This window comes from Arthrobacter alpinus (genome assembly GCF_001294625.1).
Classification (GTDB): Bacteria; Actinomycetota; Actinomycetes; order Actinomycetales; family Micrococcaceae; genus Specibacter; species Specibacter alpinus_A.
This window is the reverse complement of the sequence record NZ_CP012677.1, coordinates 1555610-1573362: the sequence shown is the minus strand read 5'-3', so window position 1 is coordinate 1573362 and position 17753 is coordinate 1555610. Positions and strand designations below refer to the sequence as shown.

The following is a 17753-nucleotide window of genomic DNA, read 5'->3' as shown; positions in this document are numbered from 1 at the left end:
CCGTCCTTCCGCAGAGACCTGTGGTGATACTAAAGACCTTAGTGCTCCGGGAGTGTGCCGTGCGCCTCATCAGCCTCGGCTTGGCTGATATTGCGCCGCGTCTGGACGGTGGAGGACGCGTCGCGGGCGGCCCGGCGCAACTTCTTATCGGAGACGGAGCGTTCGCCCACTGCCGCGGGAGTCCACGCGTCAAGATCCTCCTGGGCAAAGTCCGTCTTGGACGCCCGGCGCTTCAAGGTCATGCCGGTGACACCGTCGGCAAGCCGGCGAGTCACCATCAAGAAGCCAGTGTGGGCCACCATGCGGTGGTCCGGGCGAACGGCAAGCCCCTCCAAATGCCAGCCACGAACCATTGACTCCCAGGCGTCGGGTTCGGTGAAGCGACCGTCCGCGCGGATGGCTTCGGCCGTCCGGGAAAGCTGGGTGACGGTGGCCACGTAGTTGATCCACACCCCGCCTGGGGCCAGCACGGTGGCCACGGCGTCAAGGCACTCCCACGGTGCCAGCATGTCCAGGACCACCCGGTCAATGCTGCCGGGGGCCTCCTGAGCCACCACCTGGTCCTGGAAGTCGCCCAGGGAGATCTTCCAGGCCGGGTGCGGACCGTCGAAGATGGTTTCGACATTGCCGCGGGCAATGTCGGCGAACTCTTCCCGTCGCTCAAAGGAGTGCAGGTAGCCGCTGTCGCCCACTGCGCGCAGCAAGGAGATGGACAGGGCGCCGGAACCGACGCCGGCTTCCACAACGCGCGCACCGGGGTATATGTCCCCCATGGTGATGATCTGGCCGGCGTCCTTGGGATAAACCACTGCGGCACCGCGAGGCATGGAGAGCACAAAGTCAGAGAGTAGGGGGCGCAGTGCCTGGTACTGCTGGCCCACGTTGCTTTCAACCATGGAACCCTCGGGCTGGCCAATCAAGGTGTCATGATTCAAGAAGCCCTTGTGCGTGTGGTAGGCGGTTCCCGGCGTGAGCGTGATGGTGTTCATGCGCCCCCGCTCGTCGGTGAGCTGTACCCGCTCGCCTGCCCGGAACGGCCCCCTGCGTGCGGCGGCGCCGTGTGGAAGGGCTGTTTCCTTGGCAGCGGACGCTGCGGTGTGGGGATCGATCTTGCTCATGCGTGGTGTCCTATCGGGCGTGGTGGTGCGTAAAAAGGAAAAAATTTGCGTTCGTGGCTGAATCAGTGCCGTTGACGACGTGGCACCGGAAGACTATTTGCCGGTGATGGCGGCAACCACCTTGGCCTGGCTAAGCAGTCCAGTGACACGGCCGTGCTCGTCGATGACGGCATACTCGGTGTCCGGAAGCGCAGAAAGGTACTGGATAAGTTCGGCCCCCGCCGCTGACGCAGGCACATAGGCACCAGCGGACAAGGAGCGCGCCACAGCGGGAGCCAGGGTGTGTGCGGCAACGTTGGGGGGCACATTGGCCAGCGCGTACTCGTCAACAAGTGCCGCCGGTCGGCCGTCGGCGGAACACAGAACAATTGGTTCGCTGGGGTGCTGGGCCCGCACCGACCACAGTTGTGCCACGCTGAAATCGATGGATGCCCCCACTGCCGGGGTGGCCAGGGCTGAGGCGGTGATGGCTGGCAGGCGAAGACGGATCGAGGCCCCCTTGATGGAGGCCGAGGCGCCCATCCACAAAAAACCGGCCAACAACACCACGATGAAAGCCGTTGTCAGGGACGGTTGGGTGCCGTTTGCATAGCTGAGTGCGGCAGCGCCGGCCAGGCCGAGGATGACAATAACCCTCCCCGCCCAACCGGCCGCCACGGTGCCCTTTTCCTGGTTTCCGGTGGCCTTCCAGACGATTGATTCCACGAGGCGCCCTCCGTCGAGTGGAAGGCCGGGGAGCACGTTGAAGGCACCGATGAGCAGGTTGGCCCAAATGAAGATGCTGATCAGCAGGTGCGTCACCACAAGGCCCAGCGAGGAGGAGTCCACTGGCACGACCGTTTGGAGCAGCCAGCCCAAACCGGCCAGCACAAAATTGGAGATGGGGCCAACAAAGGCAACCACCACGGCACGTCCGGGTGTGGCCTTGTTGAAGTCGAACTCTGTGTGGCCGCCCCAAAGGTTTAGGACAATCTTGTGCGTGGGCCAGCCGTACATGATGGCTGCGACGGCGTGGGACAGTTCATGGATGAGCACCGAGAACAGCAGCAACAGTGCGTACGCAAAAGCCACCAGGTAGGCACGCCAGCCAAGGCTCGGCAGCACCGATTGCAGTTGGGGGCCAAACACGAGGACGGTGAAAGCTGCAATGACAAACCACGAATTGGCCAAGATGATGGGTGTACCACGAACGGAGCCGATCACCAGGCCTTCGCGCCGTGGCCTTGCCGCCGGTGTTGACCGGCTCATGCCTTCGCCCCGTTGAAGGTGGGCTTGGCGGACAAGACGGCAGCGACGTCGTCGTGCGTCTTGCCCACGAGCGTGTCCCAGGTGGTGCGGCGGGGGTCCTCGCCCAAGGGAACAATATGCGGGATGGCGATGGTGGGGACCAGGGCGGCGAGGGCGGAGGCCACACCAGGGACCGAATCCTCAAGGGCCACGCAGTGGTGGGCACCCAGGGAAGGATCGCTGGCCCGGAGCAGATCCATGGCCCTCAGATACGGTTCGGGGTGGGGCTTGCCGTTGTCCACTTGGTCCCCGGTGACCATGAATTCGAAATATGGTTCCGCCAACGCGTCCACAACCACCTGCGCCATGGAGGCCTCGCTCATGGTGACAAGGACGCAGCGCACACCGCGGCCGTGCAACTGTGCCAGGAGTTCCTTGGCCCCCGGGCGCCACGGAATCTCCTGCCGGATGGCGGCCGTGACCGAAGCCGTGAGGAAGTCGACTATCTCGCGGATAGGCAGGGCCACGCCGGCCTCCTGGAGGATGGCTGCCGTTGTCTCAAGCGCGTTGCCGACCATCGCATAGGACTGATCAAGACTCCAGTGGCCGCCGTGTGCTCCGACAAGGTCCATCTCAGCGGCAATCCAATACGGTTCGCTATCCACAAGTGTGCCGTCCATGTCCCAGAGGGCGGCTTTGAGGTCAGTCGGGGCATCAGCGGAGGTCAGGGCCTCCGCGTGCATGGCTGGTGCAGTCGATAAACGCATGCACACAGTCTACGTGGGTTGCTGGCGCATAATATTTGCCCGGTGCACAGCCAGGGTGGGTTGGCATTGCACAATTTTCGCAGCGACGTAGGCTGGTGCCGTGAGTGAAGTCAATGATCAGGAATCAGCCGGGTTGCAGCGATTGCCTAGGCCCGCCGGCGGTAGCGAACCCGTCACTGTCCTCATTGCGGCGTTTGAAGGGTGGAACGACGCCGGTGAGGCGGCCAGTGACGCGCTGAAGTACCTCCATCATTTGTGGGGTGCCAAGCGTGTGGCCGTGATCGAACCAGACGAATATTATGACTTTCAGTTCACCCGCCCCGAAGTGCGCTACACAGGTTCAGGGACCCGCAAGATCAAGTGGCCACTGACCAAGATTGCTAAGGTAACGGTGCCCGGAACGAACCTGGACGTCATCTTTGTTCACGGGATCGAGCCCTCCTACAGGTGGCGGGCCTACACGGCGGAGCTGCTGGCCAAGGCTGCGGAGCTGAACGTGGACTATGTTCTGCTGGTGGGTGCCCTGCTCGCCGATGTCCCCCATTCACGGCCCATACCCGTGACCGCCACCTGCGACGATGAGGACTTGCGGAGCCGGCTGGATCTGGAAGCCTCCGCCTACGAAGGTCCCGTGGGCATTGTGGGTGTGCTCAACGAGTTGGCGCTGCTGGCAGGCCTGCCCACTATTTCACTGTGGGCTGCCGTACCCCACTATGTGGCCCAGGCACCCTCGCCGAAGGCGCAACTGGCACTCTTGAATAAGCTTGAAGATTTCCTGCAGGTTCCGCTGCCCACAGGGGATTTGGCCGAGGACGCGCAGGCGTGGGAACGCGGGGTCAATGAACTCGCTGCCGGGGATGCCGAGATAGCCGCGTACGTGCGCCAGCTCGAAGAGACCAAGGACACCGAAGACCTGCCCGAAGCGACGGGTGAGTCAATCGCCAAGGAGTTTGAGCGTTATCTGCGCCGCCGCGGCAAAGAGCAGACTTAAGTAAATGAGCTGAGCTGCACAACCGTCCTTGTGCAGCCCAGCTTTTAAGGTGCCGGGTACGGAGTTAGATCTCCACACCGAGCAACGCCTCGATGGCGTCGGAAACCAAGGCGGCGTCACGCTCGGATGTTTCCGAAGTGTTGGCCGTGGCAGTGGCCAGGGCTTGTGCGGCCCAATGGTCGACGGCGGCGAGGGCGCGTGGTGCATCCAAGTCGGCAGCCAAGGCGTTGCGGATCTCCGTGACAAGTGGTTTGGCCGAGCCTTGCGCTGTGCTAGCCAGGGCTAGGCGCCAGGTGGCCAGCTGCTGGGTGGCGTTGCTCAGCAAGGCGTCGGTCCAGCTCCAGTCGGAACGGTAGTGGTTGTTTAAAATGGCTAGGCGGATGGCCGCGGGCTCAACACCGTCTGCGCGCAGTTTGGACACCAACACCAGATTGCCCAAGGACTTGCTCATCTTCTCGCCGTCAAGGCCCACCATGCCTGTGTGGGCGTAGTGCTGTGCCATGGGCACCTGGCTCAAAGCGAAGGCGTGCCCGGCACCCATCTCGTGGTGGGGGAAGATCAGATCGGACCCGCCACCTTGCACGGTGAACGGTTCGGGCAAGAAGCGTTGGGCGATCACTGTGCACTCGATATGCCAGCCGGGCCGCCCCGCACCCAAGGCGGCACCGTCCCAGGACGGTTCGCCTTCGCGGGCCACACGCCACAGCAACGCATCGAGGGGGTGGTGCTTGCCAGGGCGCTTGGGGTCTCCCCCCCGTTCGGCAAAAAGCGGTAGCATCTGTTCTTGGCTCAGGCCCGATACCTGGCCGAGCCACCAAGGGACGTCGGCGCCTTTGAGGTGCTGTGCGGATGAGGCGCGCTCTACGGAGAAGTAAATGTCGCCGTCGGGCTCCCCGTCGTGGCCGGGAACAGCGTAGGCGACCCCGGCGCTCAGGAGTGTCTGAATTTGGGGCACGATCCACCCGATGGCCTCGACAGCGCCAATGTAATGGTCAGGGGCAACAACATTCAGGGCTTCCATGTCCGCGTGGAACAGGGCGGTTTGCTCCTGGGCCAATTCCCGCCAGTCGATGCCATCGCGGGTGGCCCGCTCGAGGAGGGGATCGTCAATGTCTGTGACATTTTGCACATAGTTGACTGCGCGTCCCGCGTCGAGCCAGGCACGGTTAAGCAGATCAAAGGCAACGTAAGTGGCTGCGTGGCCAATATGGGTGGCGTCATAGGGGGTAATTCCGCAGACATAAAGGCTGGCCTGATCGCCGTCGGGTAGCGCGGACACTGAGTTCGCTGTCGTCTCGTGGAGGAAAAGGGCCGGCATGGTGCCGGGCAATTCTGGAACGGGACGTGATTTCCATGTTTTCACGTAGCTAAGCGTAACCTCCGAGGGGCCCCAAACGAGCGAAGCGAGTTTGGGGAGGAGGTTGCACGGTAACCTCCGAGGGTCCCGCCGCGAGCTGCCTAAGCGGTGATGACGCCCAGTCCGAGAAGTAAGTAGAGCGCCAGGCCAAGGGCTATCCGGTACCAGACGAAGGGCCGGAAGCTTTTGGTGGAGATGAACTTCAGGAACCATCCGATGATCAGATAGCCCACAACGAAGGCAATGACGGTGGCGAGAGCAATTTCACCGATACCAAACGGGCCCTGGGCGCCCTCGTGTTTGGCAAAGATCTTATACAGCTCGTAAAAGCCGCTGCCAAAGACGGCGGGAATCGCGAGCAGGAACGAATACCTTGCGGCTGATTCGCGCGTGTAGCCCATCAGCAGCCCTGCGGTAATGGTTCCTCCGGAGCGAGAAACGCCGGGGATCAGGGCCAGGGCCTGAGCGAAGCCGTAGATGATGCCGTGTTTGAGCGAGAGGTCCTTGAGCTCGCGTTCCTGGCTGGCAACATTGTCAGCAACGGCCAGGATCAGGCCAAACACGATGAGGGTGGTGGCCACTATCCACAAGTTGCGCAGCGTTGATTCAATCTGGCTTTGGAAGATGACGCCCAACGCGGCGATGGGCAGGCTGCCAATGATGACCAGCCAGCCCATGCGGACGTCTGGATCGTTACGGGGCACTTTTCCGCGCAGGGAGCCGAACCAGGCCGTGATGATGCGGACGATGTCGCGCCAGAAGAAGACGATGACAGCCGTCTCGGTACCCAATTGGCTGACGGCGGTGAACGCGGCCCCGGGGTCGGCCCCGGTGGGCAGAAACTTGCCGACGACAAAGAGGTGGGCGCTTGAGGAGATAGGAAGAAATTCCGTCAATCCTTGGATGAGGCCCAAGATGGCCGCTTCTAACCAGTTCACGGGTTTAGCCTAGAGCACTTAACAGCACGTTCACGACTGACCGCGCCGCAAAAGCGAAGCCATCTTCCCCGTAAGCTTGCACGTATGGAACAACGATTTGTGGGCACCAGTGGACTGCGGGTTTCGGCCTTGGCGCTGGGCACCATGACCTGGGGCAAGGAAACCGACGCGGACACCGCTAGGGAGCAGTTGCGGACGTTCATCGACGCTGGCGGCAACACTTTGGACACGGCCCCCAGCTATGTGGAGGGCCGCAGCGAAGCCATTCTGGGTGAGATGCTCGGCGACGTTGTGCCCCGCAGCGACGTTGTGCTGGTGTCCAAGGCAGGAGTTAGCCACCGCAACGGCAAACGGATGGTGGACACCTCCCGCAGGGCCATGCTGGCAAGCTTGGATGCCTCGCTTGCCCGGCTGGGTACCGACCATCTTGACCTATGGCTTGCGCACTTGTGGGATGAAAACGTTCCCCTCGAGGAGACACTGAGTGCCATGGACCTGGCCGTGTCCTCGGGACGGGTCAGATATGCCGGAGTTTCCAACTACAACGGCTGGCAGTTGGCCCGGGCGGCCACGTTGTCCGAGACGGCGATAGTGGCCAACCAGGTGGAGTATTCACTTCTTTCCCGTGGAGTGGAACGTGAGGCCATTCCCGCAGCGGAACACGTGGGCGCCGGTGTCCTGTGCTGGGCCCCGTTGGGTAGGGGAGTTCTGACAGGCAAGTACAGGGGCCAGATCCCGGCCGATTCCCGTGGGGCCAGCGAAGCGATGAGCAGCTATGTGGACCCGTACCTTACGGGACGCCCGAGCCGAATTACCGAGGCCCTTGTCACAGCCGCCAAGGGGCTGAGCCGGTCCCCGTTAGATGTTGCGCTGAGCTGGGTGCTGGATCAGCACATTGTGGCTGCCGCGGTGGTTGGCCCACGCACCACCGAACAGCTTCGCCAGATTTTGCAATCGACGTTGGAACCTTTGCCTGAACCCATTGCCACCGTGCTCAATGAGGTCTCTCACGCCCACTGAGGTGGGCGCGTGCATGGCGTCAGTCCTCGATGGGATCCAGCTCGTCATTGAGGTCGTCGTCGGAATTCTCTTCGTCCTCATCGCCGTCATCGCCGTAAATCACTAAGGGGGTGACCTCGTCGAAGGCGTCAAAGAGAGCTTCCTCGTACACCTCAAAGGCGTCGATGATGCCCAGGAAGGTGGCTTCCACCTGGGGGTCTTCTTCGCCGCGACGTGCAGAGGCAGCAATCAAGTGTTCTTCAAGTGCCGTCGTCAAAGCGCTCAAGGCTGCGCGGGGATCAATACTCATGTGTTCGACGCTACCAGTGTGGCAACGAAGTGGAAAGACCAGTTTCCGGTGCCACCACCAGCGGGACCACAAGCTGCTTGAATGGACACAGAGTATATTCAGCCCTGGACAGGGAAGGCGGAATGGACATGAGGGAAACCTTGCAAGGCGTGCTCACCGCGAAGGGTGCACCGAAACGGCAGTACGAGTACTTAATCCTGTCAGTTCGCTCCGACGAGCCAGCTCCCTTGGCCTATCAGCGCCTGCGTGAACATGCGGAGTACGGCAAATGGGAACTCGAACGCAGCTTGTTGTACATCGGCGGCAGCCGCCGGTTTTGGCTACGGCGAAAGGTGCTCCGTGTGGAGCGCACGCTGGAGATCCACTAACTATTGCTCCACAGGCCCCAACCACGCAGTGGCTATGGTTGCGTGCGCCGACTCGTCGTCGGAGGGGTGGAACATGCCCGCCAGCACGTCCCTGTACAGGCGGCCCAGCTCGCTGCCGGCAAAGTAGCTTCCGCCGCCACTGACACGGATGATCAAATCCACCACCGTCCGAGCAGTTTCGGTGGCCCTGACCTTCACGCCCACCAGCGCAGGGAACCACATGCCGCCATGGTTGACCAGCCCGTCCACGTCGCGGGCCACGGCGTCGACTTGAGGATACAGCCCGTCCATGGCGAGGGCCGCGTCGGCAATGCGCCAACGGATGTCGGGATCCTGGGCATAACTCTTGCCGGTCTTCTTAGACCGGCGTTTGTGGACCGTTTCCACCCCGATTTGCAGCGCCCGCTCCCCCAGCCCGGTGTAAACAGCGGCCAGGAGGGTCTCAAAACAGGCAAAGATGGCAAAGATCAGCGGATCGGCGTTCGGCCCCACGGGCAGCTTCCGGAACACCCGATCCGCGGCAGCCACGGCGCCGTCGAGCACCGTGGTGTTGGATTGGCTGGCACGCATACCCAGGGTGTTCCAATCGTCCTTGATGCTGTAGCCGGGCGTGTCCCGGGTGATGAAGGCGTGCACCAGCATGGGCTCCTGGCCGGTGGAATCCTTGCCGAAAATCCCCAGCCGCGTCCAGGCCGGGGACAGTGAGGTGAAGATCTTCGTCCCGGTGAACGAATAGCTGCCGTCACCTAGCGGTGCCGCCACCGTGTTGGAGTCAAAAAGTACTGAATCGTTGCCGGCCTCCGAGTTCCCGAAGGCAAACACCTCTCCCGCCACCGCCTCCGCCAGGACGTAGCGCAAGGAGTCGTCCCCGCGCCGGGCCAAAAGATGGGCGACGCCGGTCCACACCAGGTGCATGTTGATCGCCAAAGCGGTGGCGGGGGCCGCCGTGGCCAGCCTGCGCTGCGCGGCGGCGACCTGTTGGAGCCCAAAACCCAGCCCGCCGTCGTCGATCGTGGCAAACATTCGCAGGTAACCCTGCGATTTCAGCTCGGCCAGGTCCTCATGGAAGAACTCGTTGCGCTCGTCATAGCCTTTGGCGCGGGCTCTGAAGCGTTCCAGGAGGTCATCGGGAAGCAGTTCGAACAGATCCATAGGTCCGCTGGGCTCCTTAGTAGTTACTCAAATGTCAGTAGTTGCTTAGAAGCTGGTCAAGGACGCGGGCGCCAAATTTCAGCGATTCCACTGGAACGCGTTCGTCAACACCGTGGAACATGCCAGTGAAGTCAAGTTCCGGGGGCAGTTGCAGCGGGGCGAAACCGTAGCCGGTAATGCCCAGACGGCTCAGGGACTTGTTGTCGGTGCCGCCCGAGAGCGTGTAGGGAAGAACAGCGGCACCCGGGTCTTGGGCATGCAAGGCGTCGATCATGGCGTCCACCAAATTGCCGGTGAAAGGCGTCTCCAGGGAAACGTCGTTGTGGATGGTGGAAATCTCAATGCCGTCCCCGGCCAGGTCGCGGATCAGTTCCAGCACCTGCTCGTGCTGGCCGGGCAGGGTGCGGACATCGATCATGGCCTCGGCCGTGCCGGGGATCACATTGGCCTTGTAGCCGCCATTCAGGAACGTCGGGTTGGCAGTGTTTTGCAGTGTTGCGCCCACAAAACGCGACACCGTGCCAAGCTGATCCAGCAGTGTCTGGGGGTTTCCTTCGTCAAACTCGACACCGGTCAGCTCGGAGACCCCCTCAAGGAACGCACGTGTGGTGGCCGTGTATTCAATGGGCCACTGGTGATCGCCAATTCTGGTGACGGCGCGGGCCAGGCGGGTGACAGCGTTGTCGGTGTTGATTTGCGATCCGTGGCCCGCACGGCCATGGGCCGTCAGCCGAAGCCAGGCCAGGCCCTTTTCCGCCGTCTGCAAAAGGTAGGCCCGTTTGCCGCCGATATCTGCCGAGAAGCCGCCCACTTCGGAGATGGCCTCCGTCACGCCGTCGAAGAGCTCGGGCCGGTTGTCCACCGCCCACCGTGCCCCGTAGCTGCCGCCTGCTTCCTCGTCAGCGAAGAAGGCAAAGACGATGTCACGTTCGGGTTTGCGCCCGTCCCGGGCCATGGAACGCATCACCGACAGGATCATGGCGTCCATGTCCTTCATGTCCACGGCGCCGCGACCCCAGATCAGGCCGTCCTTCTCCTCACCGGCAAAGGGGTCCACGCTCCACTCGTGGGCCAGCGCCGGAACCACGTCCAGATGCCCGTGAACGATCAGTGCCGGAAGCGCGGAGTTTGAACCCTCAACGCGGGTCACCACGTTGGCACGCCCAGGCGCGGATTCGAAAAGTTCCGGCGCGAGCCCTACCTCGGAGATCAGGGCCGCTACGTGTTCGGCGATCGCACGCTCCCCCGGCCCCTCGTTGTTGGCGAAGTTGCTGGTGTCAAAACGAATCAGGTCCTGACAAATGCCAGCGACTTCATCTTCTGGCCTGAGGGTGTTCACGGGCGGACTCCTTATAGCTTTGGGGTTCACATCAGCCTACAGCCGCACCGCGGCATGCCCCAGAACGGTGACGTTCACGGCGCCGAATTACCTGATTGTCGGTTGAGGCAAAAGCTGTGCTATTGTTTTCATCGCTGCTGCGGGAGACAACGATTCATCCGAGAGGAAGAATGCGCCTCCCGTCATCACCTGCGCGAGTGGCGGAATGGCAGACGCGCCAGCTTGAGGTGCTGGTCCTGGAAACGGGGTGAGGGTTCAAGTCCCTTCTCGCGCACGAATAAGAACCCCCTGAAATCTTAGGATTTCGGGGGGTTCTTTTTGTCTCCGCCCCGGATCCGCATGGCCTGGGCCCAGATGCTGTAGAGCGCATTCAAAAAGTTATTGAAAGCTATGCCTATGTCGACTCGATGCAGGCCTGACGGGCGGGCCTCTGACGGTCAGTGCCGTGCAGGTGGTCGGCCAGGCCAGGCAAGGCACCGTCATGGAGGTGGAACTGCCAGGCGCTTAGCCATCGCCTACCTGCACGCGCAACGGATGGGGAGCTAAACCAACACCGCGCCCCAGACGGCACGTGTCCCTGCCTCGCCGATGACCACCACGTTGGCCGTGATGCCCACACAGACGGCAAGCACGGCCGCCATAAAAACGCAGGCCACGCCCGCAGCCCAACCGGTTCCCCAGCGAGCCGCTAGGCGGGCCCAGATGCTCAGCCGGTGCCACAACCAGGCTGCCAGAGAGGCGCCCAGCAGGCCCCACGCCCATGGCAAAAGGGTTCGACCGGCCGCTGCATGAGCGAGGATGGCCGACATGTGCCCCACACGGGCCAGCAACCAGTCCCCGGCCTGCTGTGTGAAAAATACCAGGACCACGGCGGCCAGGCCCAGGACCGGCGTCGCGGCGCCCAGCCGTCTTCGGGCGGCCGGCCACAGCAGCGTGGCCACCGCGCACAGGGCCGCCAACGGGACCATGACTATTACGGCGTGCACGAGGAGAATATGCGGTGGCAGGCCATTGAATTCTTAGCTCATGGAGTGGCTCCTGAAAGGGCGGCGGGTGCTCCTGCCCTCCAAGACGAACGGGCCCGCTCAAAGGTTCACCGCAGGTGAACCTTTGCAATCGGTGTTTCGTCTAGCGGACAGGAGTACCGTGGCGGACGGACGGTGAAGGGACAGGTGAACATGGGATCACCCACACGCGAGGAGGCGATGCGTGCGCTGCACCGCGACTATGCGCTCGTGCTGACCCGGTTTGTCTTGCGGCTCACGCAGGAAGGGACGGTGGCGCAGGACGTCGTGCAGGAGACCCTGCTCCGGGCCTGGGCGCACCAGGAGGTGCTCCAACGCCCCGAAGCCGCCCTGCGCGCCTGGCTTTCACGGTGGCCCGGAATCTGGTCATTGACGACTGGCGCAGCGCCCACCACCGGCTCGAACATGCCCGCGCCGAGCTCCCTGAGCGGGCGGAACCGGATCAAAGCGAACGGATCCTTGACAGCTGGCTGATCTCTGAGGCCCTTGCCACCCTGAGCGCCGAGCACCGCGATGTCATCATCCGCGCCTATTTTGGCGGCGAGGACACGAACACGATCGCCCGGGCGCTGGACGTCCCGGCCGGCACCGTCAAATCCCGTCTACACTACGGCCTGCACGCGCTCAAGCTCGCTCTCCAGGAGGTCGGGGTGAGTAGGCCATGAGCAAGGGAAACCCCGACGAGTTCGCCACCTGGGATGCTGCCTATATCCTCGGCGCCTTGCCCCCGACCGAACGACGCGCCTATGAAGACCACCTGGCCGGCTGTGCCGCATGCCGTGCGCGGGTGGCCGGGTTGTCTCCCCTGCCAGGGCTGTTGGCTGTGGCAGGTGCGGAGCAGGACCCCGCGGAGGTGCAGACCGTCCCCGCCTACCGGGTCTTTGGCCGCAAGGTACGACGGCGGCGTGCCCGGTGGGCGCTTGCGGCGGCTGCCGCCGTGCTCATCACGGGCGCCGGCACGCTGGGACTGACCGCCGCCCTGGACGGCTCCTTCCCCGGGGCAGGTGTGCCGACGGCAGCCGACCCCGCCACAAGCCAAACAAGTCACGGCCCGGGAATTGCCGTGCGCTTCACCTCGACAGGACAGACGGCCTTGCAAGCCACGGGCGCCCTGGCGCCACGGCCGTGGGGCACCCAAATCTCCTGGACGTGCTCCTATGCCGCCACCGGCTACCAAGGCGACACCACGTACGAGCTGGTGCTGCGCTCAACTGACGGGAAAAGTACGGTGGTGGGCAGCTGGCAGGCGTCCCCCGGGGAGACAGTCACCCCTGTCGCCACGACAACGGTGGCGGTGGATGACATTGCCGCGCTGGAGGTCCGCCGGGCTGGAACGGTGCAGGCGTTGTTGCGGGCCGCACCCTGAGGAACGGCCCGCCGGTTGGGAACGGCCCGGTCAGTAGCCCGAGCCCGAGGAGCCGCTGCTGCTCGGGGTCGGTGACGGCGCTGACGTGATCTTGTGTCCGTCGGCACCCACGACCCACCGGATGCCGCCAAAACCCTCCCCCGTGGTGTCGCCTGGTTTGGTGTCGGGCGTGTAGGTATACAGCGGAAGCCCGTTCAAGGTGAGCTGGAACTTCCCGTCTGGGAGTGCGTTGGTGGCAATCTTGCCCGTGACGCCGCTGACGGCGGGGGTGCCGGTGGCTGCTGTGATGGCCGGCCAGAGGCTCAGGCACGGACCCGTGCAAGCACTCGTGCCGGAACCGGCCGTGTCGTGGTCAAAAACATACGCGCTCATACCCTGTCCGTTGACCACAATAGTGCCCAGCGGTGAACCCGCCGTGGCCAGGGCGGCCGCAGCAGCAGCGTCGCGGGGCATGAGCAACAACGGAACGGTCAGTGGCGTTAGGGAGGGTGTAGTGGCTTGTTTGGCGCCACTGACCGTTCCAATGTTGGTGGGTTTTTCGGGGTTGTGTGGGGTATCCTCGCTTCATGCCGGTGGATTTTCTGAGTGATGCTGAGGCTGTGGCGTATGGTCGGTACGGTGCGCCGGTGGCGCAGACGGACCTGGATCGGGTGTTCTTCCTCGACGACGCGGATCTGGTGCTGGTAGGGCGGCGTCGAGGCGAGCATATGAAGCTCGGATTTGGACTCCAGCTTGTGACTGTTCGTCATCTGGGTGCTTTCCTGGAGGATCCCCTGGATGTTCCAACCGCTGTCCTCGATTTCGTTGCCGGGCAGGTTGGTGTGTCCGATTCTTCGTGCCTGAAAAGGTATGTGGAGCGGGAGAAAACCCGGTTCGAGCACCAGTGGGAGATCCGGCAGGCGTTCGGGTGGAAGGACTTCGCGGACGTCGAGGAACAGTTCGTTGAGTGGATCGCGGCCCGGTCATGGACGTCCGGAGATGGGCCGAAGGCGATCTTCCACGACGGCGTGTCGTGGCTGAGGGAACGCAAGGTGCTGCTACCCGGGGTGACGACGCTGACGCGGCTGGTTGCGAAGGTCCGCGAGGACACGAACCAGCGGCTGTGGAACGAGCTCGAACTCCTACTCACACCGGGCCAGCGGCTTGCCCTAGACCGACTGCTGGAGGTCGGGCCAGGAGAACGGGTTTCGGATCTGGAACGTTGGCGTAAGGGTCCGCCGCCGCGCGGGAGCGGGCTGGTGATCATGAAGGCTTTGGATCAGGTATCCGAGATCATGGGCCTGGGACTGGCGAACCTTGGCGCTGAGAAGCTGGTCCCGCCGCGTCGACTGGGAGGGCTTGCCAGATACGGGATGAGCGCGGATGCCTCGCTGATCCACAGGCACCCGCCAGGGCGTCGGCTGGCCACATTGTTGGCCACGGTCCGGCATCTGGAGGGCGCGTCGGTCGACAACGCCTTGGAGCTGCTGGATTTGTTGATGACAGCCGAGCTGTTGAACAAGGCTCATACTGCTTCGGACAGGGCGAAGGTCCGTAAGCACCCACGCCTGGCGGGGGCTTCAGCCCGTTTGGCGGTAGCGGTGGCGGCGTTGTTTGAATCCGATCAGTGGGCCGGGACGGAATCGGAGCCGCCGCGGGTGTCGAAGGTGTGGGAGGCCATCGAAGCGGTTGTCTCCCGCACCGAACTGCGCGCAGCCCTTGTCGTGGTGGGTGAGGATGTTCCGCCGGTCAACGGCCCGGACCCCGATGACTGGCGGGCCGAGTTGACGGGGCGATACACCAGCATTTCGGGGTTTGTTAAGATGTTGCCGCTGACGATTGAGTTCGCGGCGAATGCTGAGGGTACGCCCGTGTTGGACGCGATGAAAGCCCTGCCCGAAGTGTTGGCGTACAGGGGCCGCCTACCTGTGCCATTGATCCCCGGACGGCTGATCAACGCCGAGGTGGTGAACGGGCCCTGGCGGCACTTGGTCTTCGGGTCTCCCGCCCACGAGGACGATGTGGTGAACCGCCATGCCTACGCTTTTTGTGTGTTGGAGCAGTTCTGGCGGCACTTGAAGCGCCGCGAAATCTACGCCGAGTCCTCGACGAAGTGGCGCAACCCGCAGGCGCAGCTGCTCGAAGGTGCCCGGTGGGAGGCGGTCCGTGCCGATGTACTGACCACCTTGAGTCTGCCCGAGAATCCGGACGTGCTCTTGTCCGGGCACGCCGAGGCGCTGGACGAAACTTACCGGGAGGTCGGCGGCCGCCTGGTCGTTAACAACGAGGTCCGTATCGACGATGACGGGAAGATCCATCTGACCGGCCTGAAGGCGCTCGAGGAACCGCCGTCGCTGGTTGACCTGCGTACCAGGAGCACGGCGATGCTTCCGCGCATCGATCTGCCGGAAGCCATTCTGGAGGTCATGACGTGGGTCCCTGAGCTGGCAGAGGCGTTCACTGCCGTCTCTGGGGCACGGTCCCGGCTGGAGGACTTGCCGACATCGCTGGCAGCCTGTCTGGCAGCACACTCGATGAACGTCGGGTACCGGCCGATCGCGAAGAAGGGCGTGCCGGCACTGGAACGCTCGCGCTTATCGCATGTGTTCCAGAACTACGTGCGCCCCGAAACTCTTGCGGCCGCGAACGTCCCGCTGCTCGCCCGGCAGGCCAGTCTTGAGCTTGCCCAGGCGTGGGGTGGTGGCATGGTCGCCGCGGTCGACGGGATGCGTTTCGTGGTCCCGGTGCCGGAAGCGTTCGCACGCCCCAACCGCAAGTACTTTGGTCCCAAGCGTGGCATGACGTGGCTGAACGCGATGAGCGAGCGAGGCATGGGCCGCGGCGCGAAAATCGTGGCGGGGACCGTGCGGGACTCCCTGCACATGGTCGATGTCATCTTCGGTCTGGACGGCGGCGATCTGCCCGAGATCGTCGTTTCCGACACCGGGTCCTACTCGGATCTGGTATTAGGGCTGCTCGAACTGCTCGGTATCTCCTACCGGCCAGCTCTAGCTGACCTGCCAGACCAGAAAGGCTGGAGAATCCGTCCCGAGGCCGACTACGGCCCGCTGAACACCTTCGCGAGGGGCCGCATCGATCTGGAGAAGATCCGCCGGAACTGGGATGACATCCTGCGTGTGGTCGCTTCCATCTATACCGGCACCGTGAGGGCCTACGACGTGGTGACGATGCTTCAGCGAGACGGGCACCCTACCGCCCTGGGTGAGGCGATTGCCTCCTACGGCCGGATCTTCAAATCCCTGCACATCTTGGCCTATATCGACGTCGACGAGTCCTACCGCCGCGACATCAAAAGCGTGCGCAACCTCCAGGAAGGCCGCCACGATTTGGCCCGCAGGATCTGCCACGGACGCAAGGGGGAGCTGTACCACCGGTACGAACGCGGCCTGGAGAACCAGCTCGGGGCCTTGGGCCTGGTCCTGAATTGCGTCGTGTTGTGGACGAGCGTCTATCTCGACGCCGCCGTCCGCCAGCTCAAAGCCCAGGGCTATCCCGTACGGGAGGAGGACATGGCCCGATTGTCCCCGTTCGTCCGAACCCATTTGAGCGTGCTTGGAACCTACAGCTTTGTTCTGCCCGACATGGAACCAGGAACCATCCGTGAACTGCGGGACCCGGAAGCCACCGACGAAGACGACGAATGAGCGCGGTGGTGGTTCATTCTTGCGATGGCACGGCCTTCTCGTCGTACTCACGGAGCATACGCAGCACCGTCGCCGGCGAAGGGTGTTCACCCTTCTTCTTACCCTTTGCAATGACCAGCCGGCCTGCGATATCGCGCAGACTATGCTGCTGCCCACGCAAGTACAACGCGAGGGCGAGCATCGCCTCGTCGGTCACCGAGGCCCCGCCAATCGTCTTTCCCCGCGCCCGTGCAGACTCATGCCCCTCCAAGGTGCGGGTACGAATGTACTCACGTTCCATCCCTGACAATGCCGCAAGCACCGTGAACACGACCCCCGACGGATCGTGCAGGCCCTGCAACTCCCCGGAGAGGAACTCCAGACCGATGCCGGAGGCCTTCAACCGCTCGGCGAGCATCGCCAGTTCCAGGCCGCGGCCGAGCCGCTTGTGCTCGTGTACCACGATGGTGGCCTCCACTCCGGAAACCCTCATCTCCCCAGCCAGGGCCACCGCACGCTCGAGCTCGGGCCGCTGCGTCGCCCTGGTTGAGATCTTCTCCGAAAACACCCGGGCAACCCCAGCCCGCTTAAGCGAGTCGAGCTGGGCGTCCAGTGACTGCCGCGCAGTCGATGCACGGGCATACCCGATGCGCACATGCCCTGCCGGCGCGGCATCAGCTGTGATCGGGCGTGGCAACTCGACCCAAACCGACCCTGGTCGGCGGGCTGGCAATATCGGAACATTCAAAGCCTTCGCCAATGACGGCACAAGCCGGAATCGGGACGTGTGGTACTGGACCGCAACTTTCCCCCGACCCGTCCGACAAGGCGACCCCGCCGGGACGGCGCAAGAAGACATGGGGCAGTAGTTACCCTCGACAAGCTCGTAGTCATCACTCACCCTGGAATTGTTTCATAGATACGTTTCGCGCATTAGGTCAAATGCAACATCCTATGAAACACAATAGAGACCGAACCAGTCACGCCCCCACCCGCGTTTCACAGGTGGTCACCTATGAAACACCCCAGCCCAAGCACCTAACGCCACTGACCGTTCCATTCCAATGTTGCCCACGCATCTACTCAACCCCCAACCGGAAAAGCCCTCACCTCGATCTTGATGCAAGCCAGCAGAGTTTCTCCGAACTGGCCGAGTTCATCGAAGCAGGCCTG

At 63.2% G+C, this 17753-nt stretch carries 17 protein-coding genes, 1 tRNA gene and 2 pseudogenes; 8 read left to right on the top strand and 12 right to left on the bottom strand.

What is annotated here, in order from left to right:
• Positions 1 to 38: 38 nt before the first annotated feature.
• From AOC05_RS06980 to AOC05_RS06970, 3 genes are all read right to left on the bottom strand, one after another.
• Positions 39 to 1118 carry a tRNA (adenine-N1)-methyltransferase gene (locus AOC05_RS06980; protein ID WP_062006608.1) on the bottom strand — a complete coding sequence of 360 codons (1080 nt, stop codon included), beginning with the start codon at positions 1116 to 1118 and terminating at the stop codon, positions 39 to 41.
• 93 nt (positions 1119 to 1211) lie between these two features.
• A complete protein-coding gene (locus AOC05_RS06975) occupies positions 1212 to 2366 on the bottom strand; it encodes a site-2 protease family protein (RefSeq protein WP_062006607.1) in 1155 nt (384 codons plus the stop codon).
• The gene (locus AOC05_RS06970; protein ID WP_082357816.1) at positions 2363 to 3112 is read right to left on the bottom strand and encodes an HAD family hydrolase; all 750 of its coding nucleotides are present in this window, start codon (positions 3110 to 3112) and stop codon (positions 2363 to 2365) included. Before AOC05_RS06970 ends, AOC05_RS06975 begins: the two co-directional genes overlap by 4 nt.
• A gap of 133 nt (positions 3113 to 3245) precedes the next feature.
• Between AOC05_RS06970 and AOC05_RS06965 the strand changes: the two genes are divergently transcribed.
• A complete protein-coding gene (locus AOC05_RS06965) occupies positions 3246 to 4103 on the top strand; it encodes a PAC2 family protein (RefSeq protein ID WP_222440318.1) in 858 nt (285 codons plus the stop codon).
• 64 nt (positions 4104 to 4167) lie between these two features.
• On the opposite strand, the gene mshC is transcribed toward AOC05_RS06965, so the two are convergent.
• Complete coding sequence (gene mshC, locus AOC05_RS06960; protein ID WP_062006605.1) at positions 4168 to 5466, bottom strand: cysteine--1-D-myo-inosityl 2-amino-2-deoxy-alpha-D-glucopyranoside ligase; 1299 nt, start codon at positions 5464 to 5466, stop codon at positions 4168 to 4170.
• A gap of 95 nt (positions 5467 to 5561) precedes the next feature.
• Positions 5562 to 6398, bottom strand: coding sequence for an undecaprenyl-diphosphate phosphatase (locus AOC05_RS06955; protein WP_062006604.1), 837 nt, complete (start codon positions 6396 to 6398; stop codon positions 5562 to 5564).
• Positions 6399 to 6482: 84 nt separating this feature from the next.
• Between AOC05_RS06955 and AOC05_RS06950 the strand changes: the two genes are divergently transcribed.
• Entirely contained in the window at positions 6483 to 7418 is a 936-nt protein-coding gene (locus tag AOC05_RS06950) for an aldo/keto reductase (protein WP_062006603.1), read from the top strand.
• A 19-nt stretch (positions 7419 to 7437) separates the two neighbouring features.
• Here the strand turns inward: AOC05_RS06950 and AOC05_RS06945 are convergent, their stop codons facing one another.
• Positions 7438 to 7707, bottom strand: a complete 270-nt coding sequence (locus tag AOC05_RS06945) for a hypothetical protein (protein WP_062006602.1) — start codon at positions 7705 to 7707, stop codon at positions 7438 to 7440.
• A 128-nt stretch (positions 7708 to 7835) separates the two neighbouring features.
• Between AOC05_RS06945 and AOC05_RS06940 the strand changes: the two genes are divergently transcribed.
• Positions 7836 to 8075, top strand: a complete 240-nt coding sequence (locus AOC05_RS06940) for a DUF5703 family protein (protein WP_062009478.1) — start codon at positions 7836 to 7838, stop codon at positions 8073 to 8075.
• On the opposite strand, the gene AOC05_RS06935 is transcribed toward AOC05_RS06940, so the two are convergent.
• Entirely contained in the window at positions 8076 to 9227 is a 1152-nt protein-coding gene (locus tag AOC05_RS06935; RefSeq protein ID WP_062006601.1) for an acyl-CoA dehydrogenase family protein, read from the bottom strand. It lies immediately after the preceding gene.
• A 34-nt stretch (positions 9228 to 9261) separates the two neighbouring features.
• Positions 9262 to 10566: a M20/M25/M40 family metallo-hydrolase gene (locus AOC05_RS06930; RefSeq protein WP_062006600.1), complete on the bottom strand. Its 1305-nt coding sequence runs from the start codon at positions 10564 to 10566 to the stop codon at positions 9262 to 9264.
• Positions 10567 to 10757: 191 nt separating this feature from the next.
• On the opposite strand from AOC05_RS06930, the gene AOC05_RS06925 reads away from it, so the two are divergent.
• Positions 10758 to 10840: transfer RNA gene (locus AOC05_RS06925), tRNA-Leu, on the top strand.
• Between the two features lie 268 nt (positions 10841 to 11108).
• Here AOC05_RS06925 and AOC05_RS06920 read toward each other — a convergent pair.
• Complete coding sequence (locus AOC05_RS06920; protein WP_062006599.1) at positions 11109 to 11552, bottom strand: hypothetical protein; 444 nt, start codon at positions 11550 to 11552, stop codon at positions 11109 to 11111.
• Between the two features lie 192 nt (positions 11553 to 11744).
• On the opposite strand from AOC05_RS06920, the pseudogene AOC05_RS20550 reads away from it, so the two are divergent.
• From AOC05_RS20550 to AOC05_RS06910, 3 genes and pseudogenes are all read left to right on the top strand, one after another.
• A pseudogene (locus AOC05_RS20550) lies at positions 11745 to 11885 on the top strand (sigma factor); the annotation flags it as partial.
• Positions 11886 to 11941: 56 nt separating this feature from the next.
• The gene (locus tag AOC05_RS20545) at positions 11942 to 12256 is read left to right on the top strand and encodes a sigma factor-like helix-turn-helix DNA-binding protein (protein WP_335337612.1); all 315 of its coding nucleotides are present in this window, start codon (positions 11942 to 11944) and stop codon (positions 12254 to 12256) included.
• Positions 12253 to 12957, top strand: a complete 705-nt coding sequence (locus AOC05_RS06910) for an anti-sigma factor family protein (RefSeq protein WP_062006598.1) — start codon at positions 12253 to 12255, stop codon at positions 12955 to 12957. Before AOC05_RS20545 ends, AOC05_RS06910 begins: the two co-directional genes overlap by 4 nt.
• A gap of 30 nt (positions 12958 to 12987) precedes the next feature.
• Here AOC05_RS06910 and AOC05_RS06905 read toward each other — a convergent pair whose 3' ends face one another.
• Positions 12988 to 13410: a hypothetical protein gene (locus tag AOC05_RS06905; protein WP_157374928.1), complete on the bottom strand. Its 423-nt coding sequence runs from the start codon at positions 13408 to 13410 to the stop codon at positions 12988 to 12990.
• Positions 13411 to 13523: 113 nt separating this feature from the next.
• On the opposite strand from AOC05_RS06905, the gene AOC05_RS06900 reads away from it, so the two are divergent.
• Positions 13524 to 16601: a Tn3 family transposase gene (locus tag AOC05_RS06900; RefSeq protein WP_062006596.1), complete on the top strand. Its 3078-nt coding sequence runs from the start codon at positions 13524 to 13526 to the stop codon at positions 16599 to 16601.
• Between the two features lie 13 nt (positions 16602 to 16614).
• Here the strand turns inward: AOC05_RS06900 and AOC05_RS06895 are convergent, their stop codons facing one another.
• Complete coding sequence (locus AOC05_RS06895; RefSeq protein ID WP_197277907.1) at positions 16615 to 17277, bottom strand: recombinase family protein; 663 nt, start codon at positions 17275 to 17277, stop codon at positions 16615 to 16617.
• 102 nt (positions 17278 to 17379) lie between these two features.
• Positions 17380 to 17439, bottom strand: a pseudogene (locus AOC05_RS20735) (hypothetical protein); the annotation flags it as partial.
• Between the last annotated feature and the right edge of the window lie 314 nt (positions 17440 to 17753).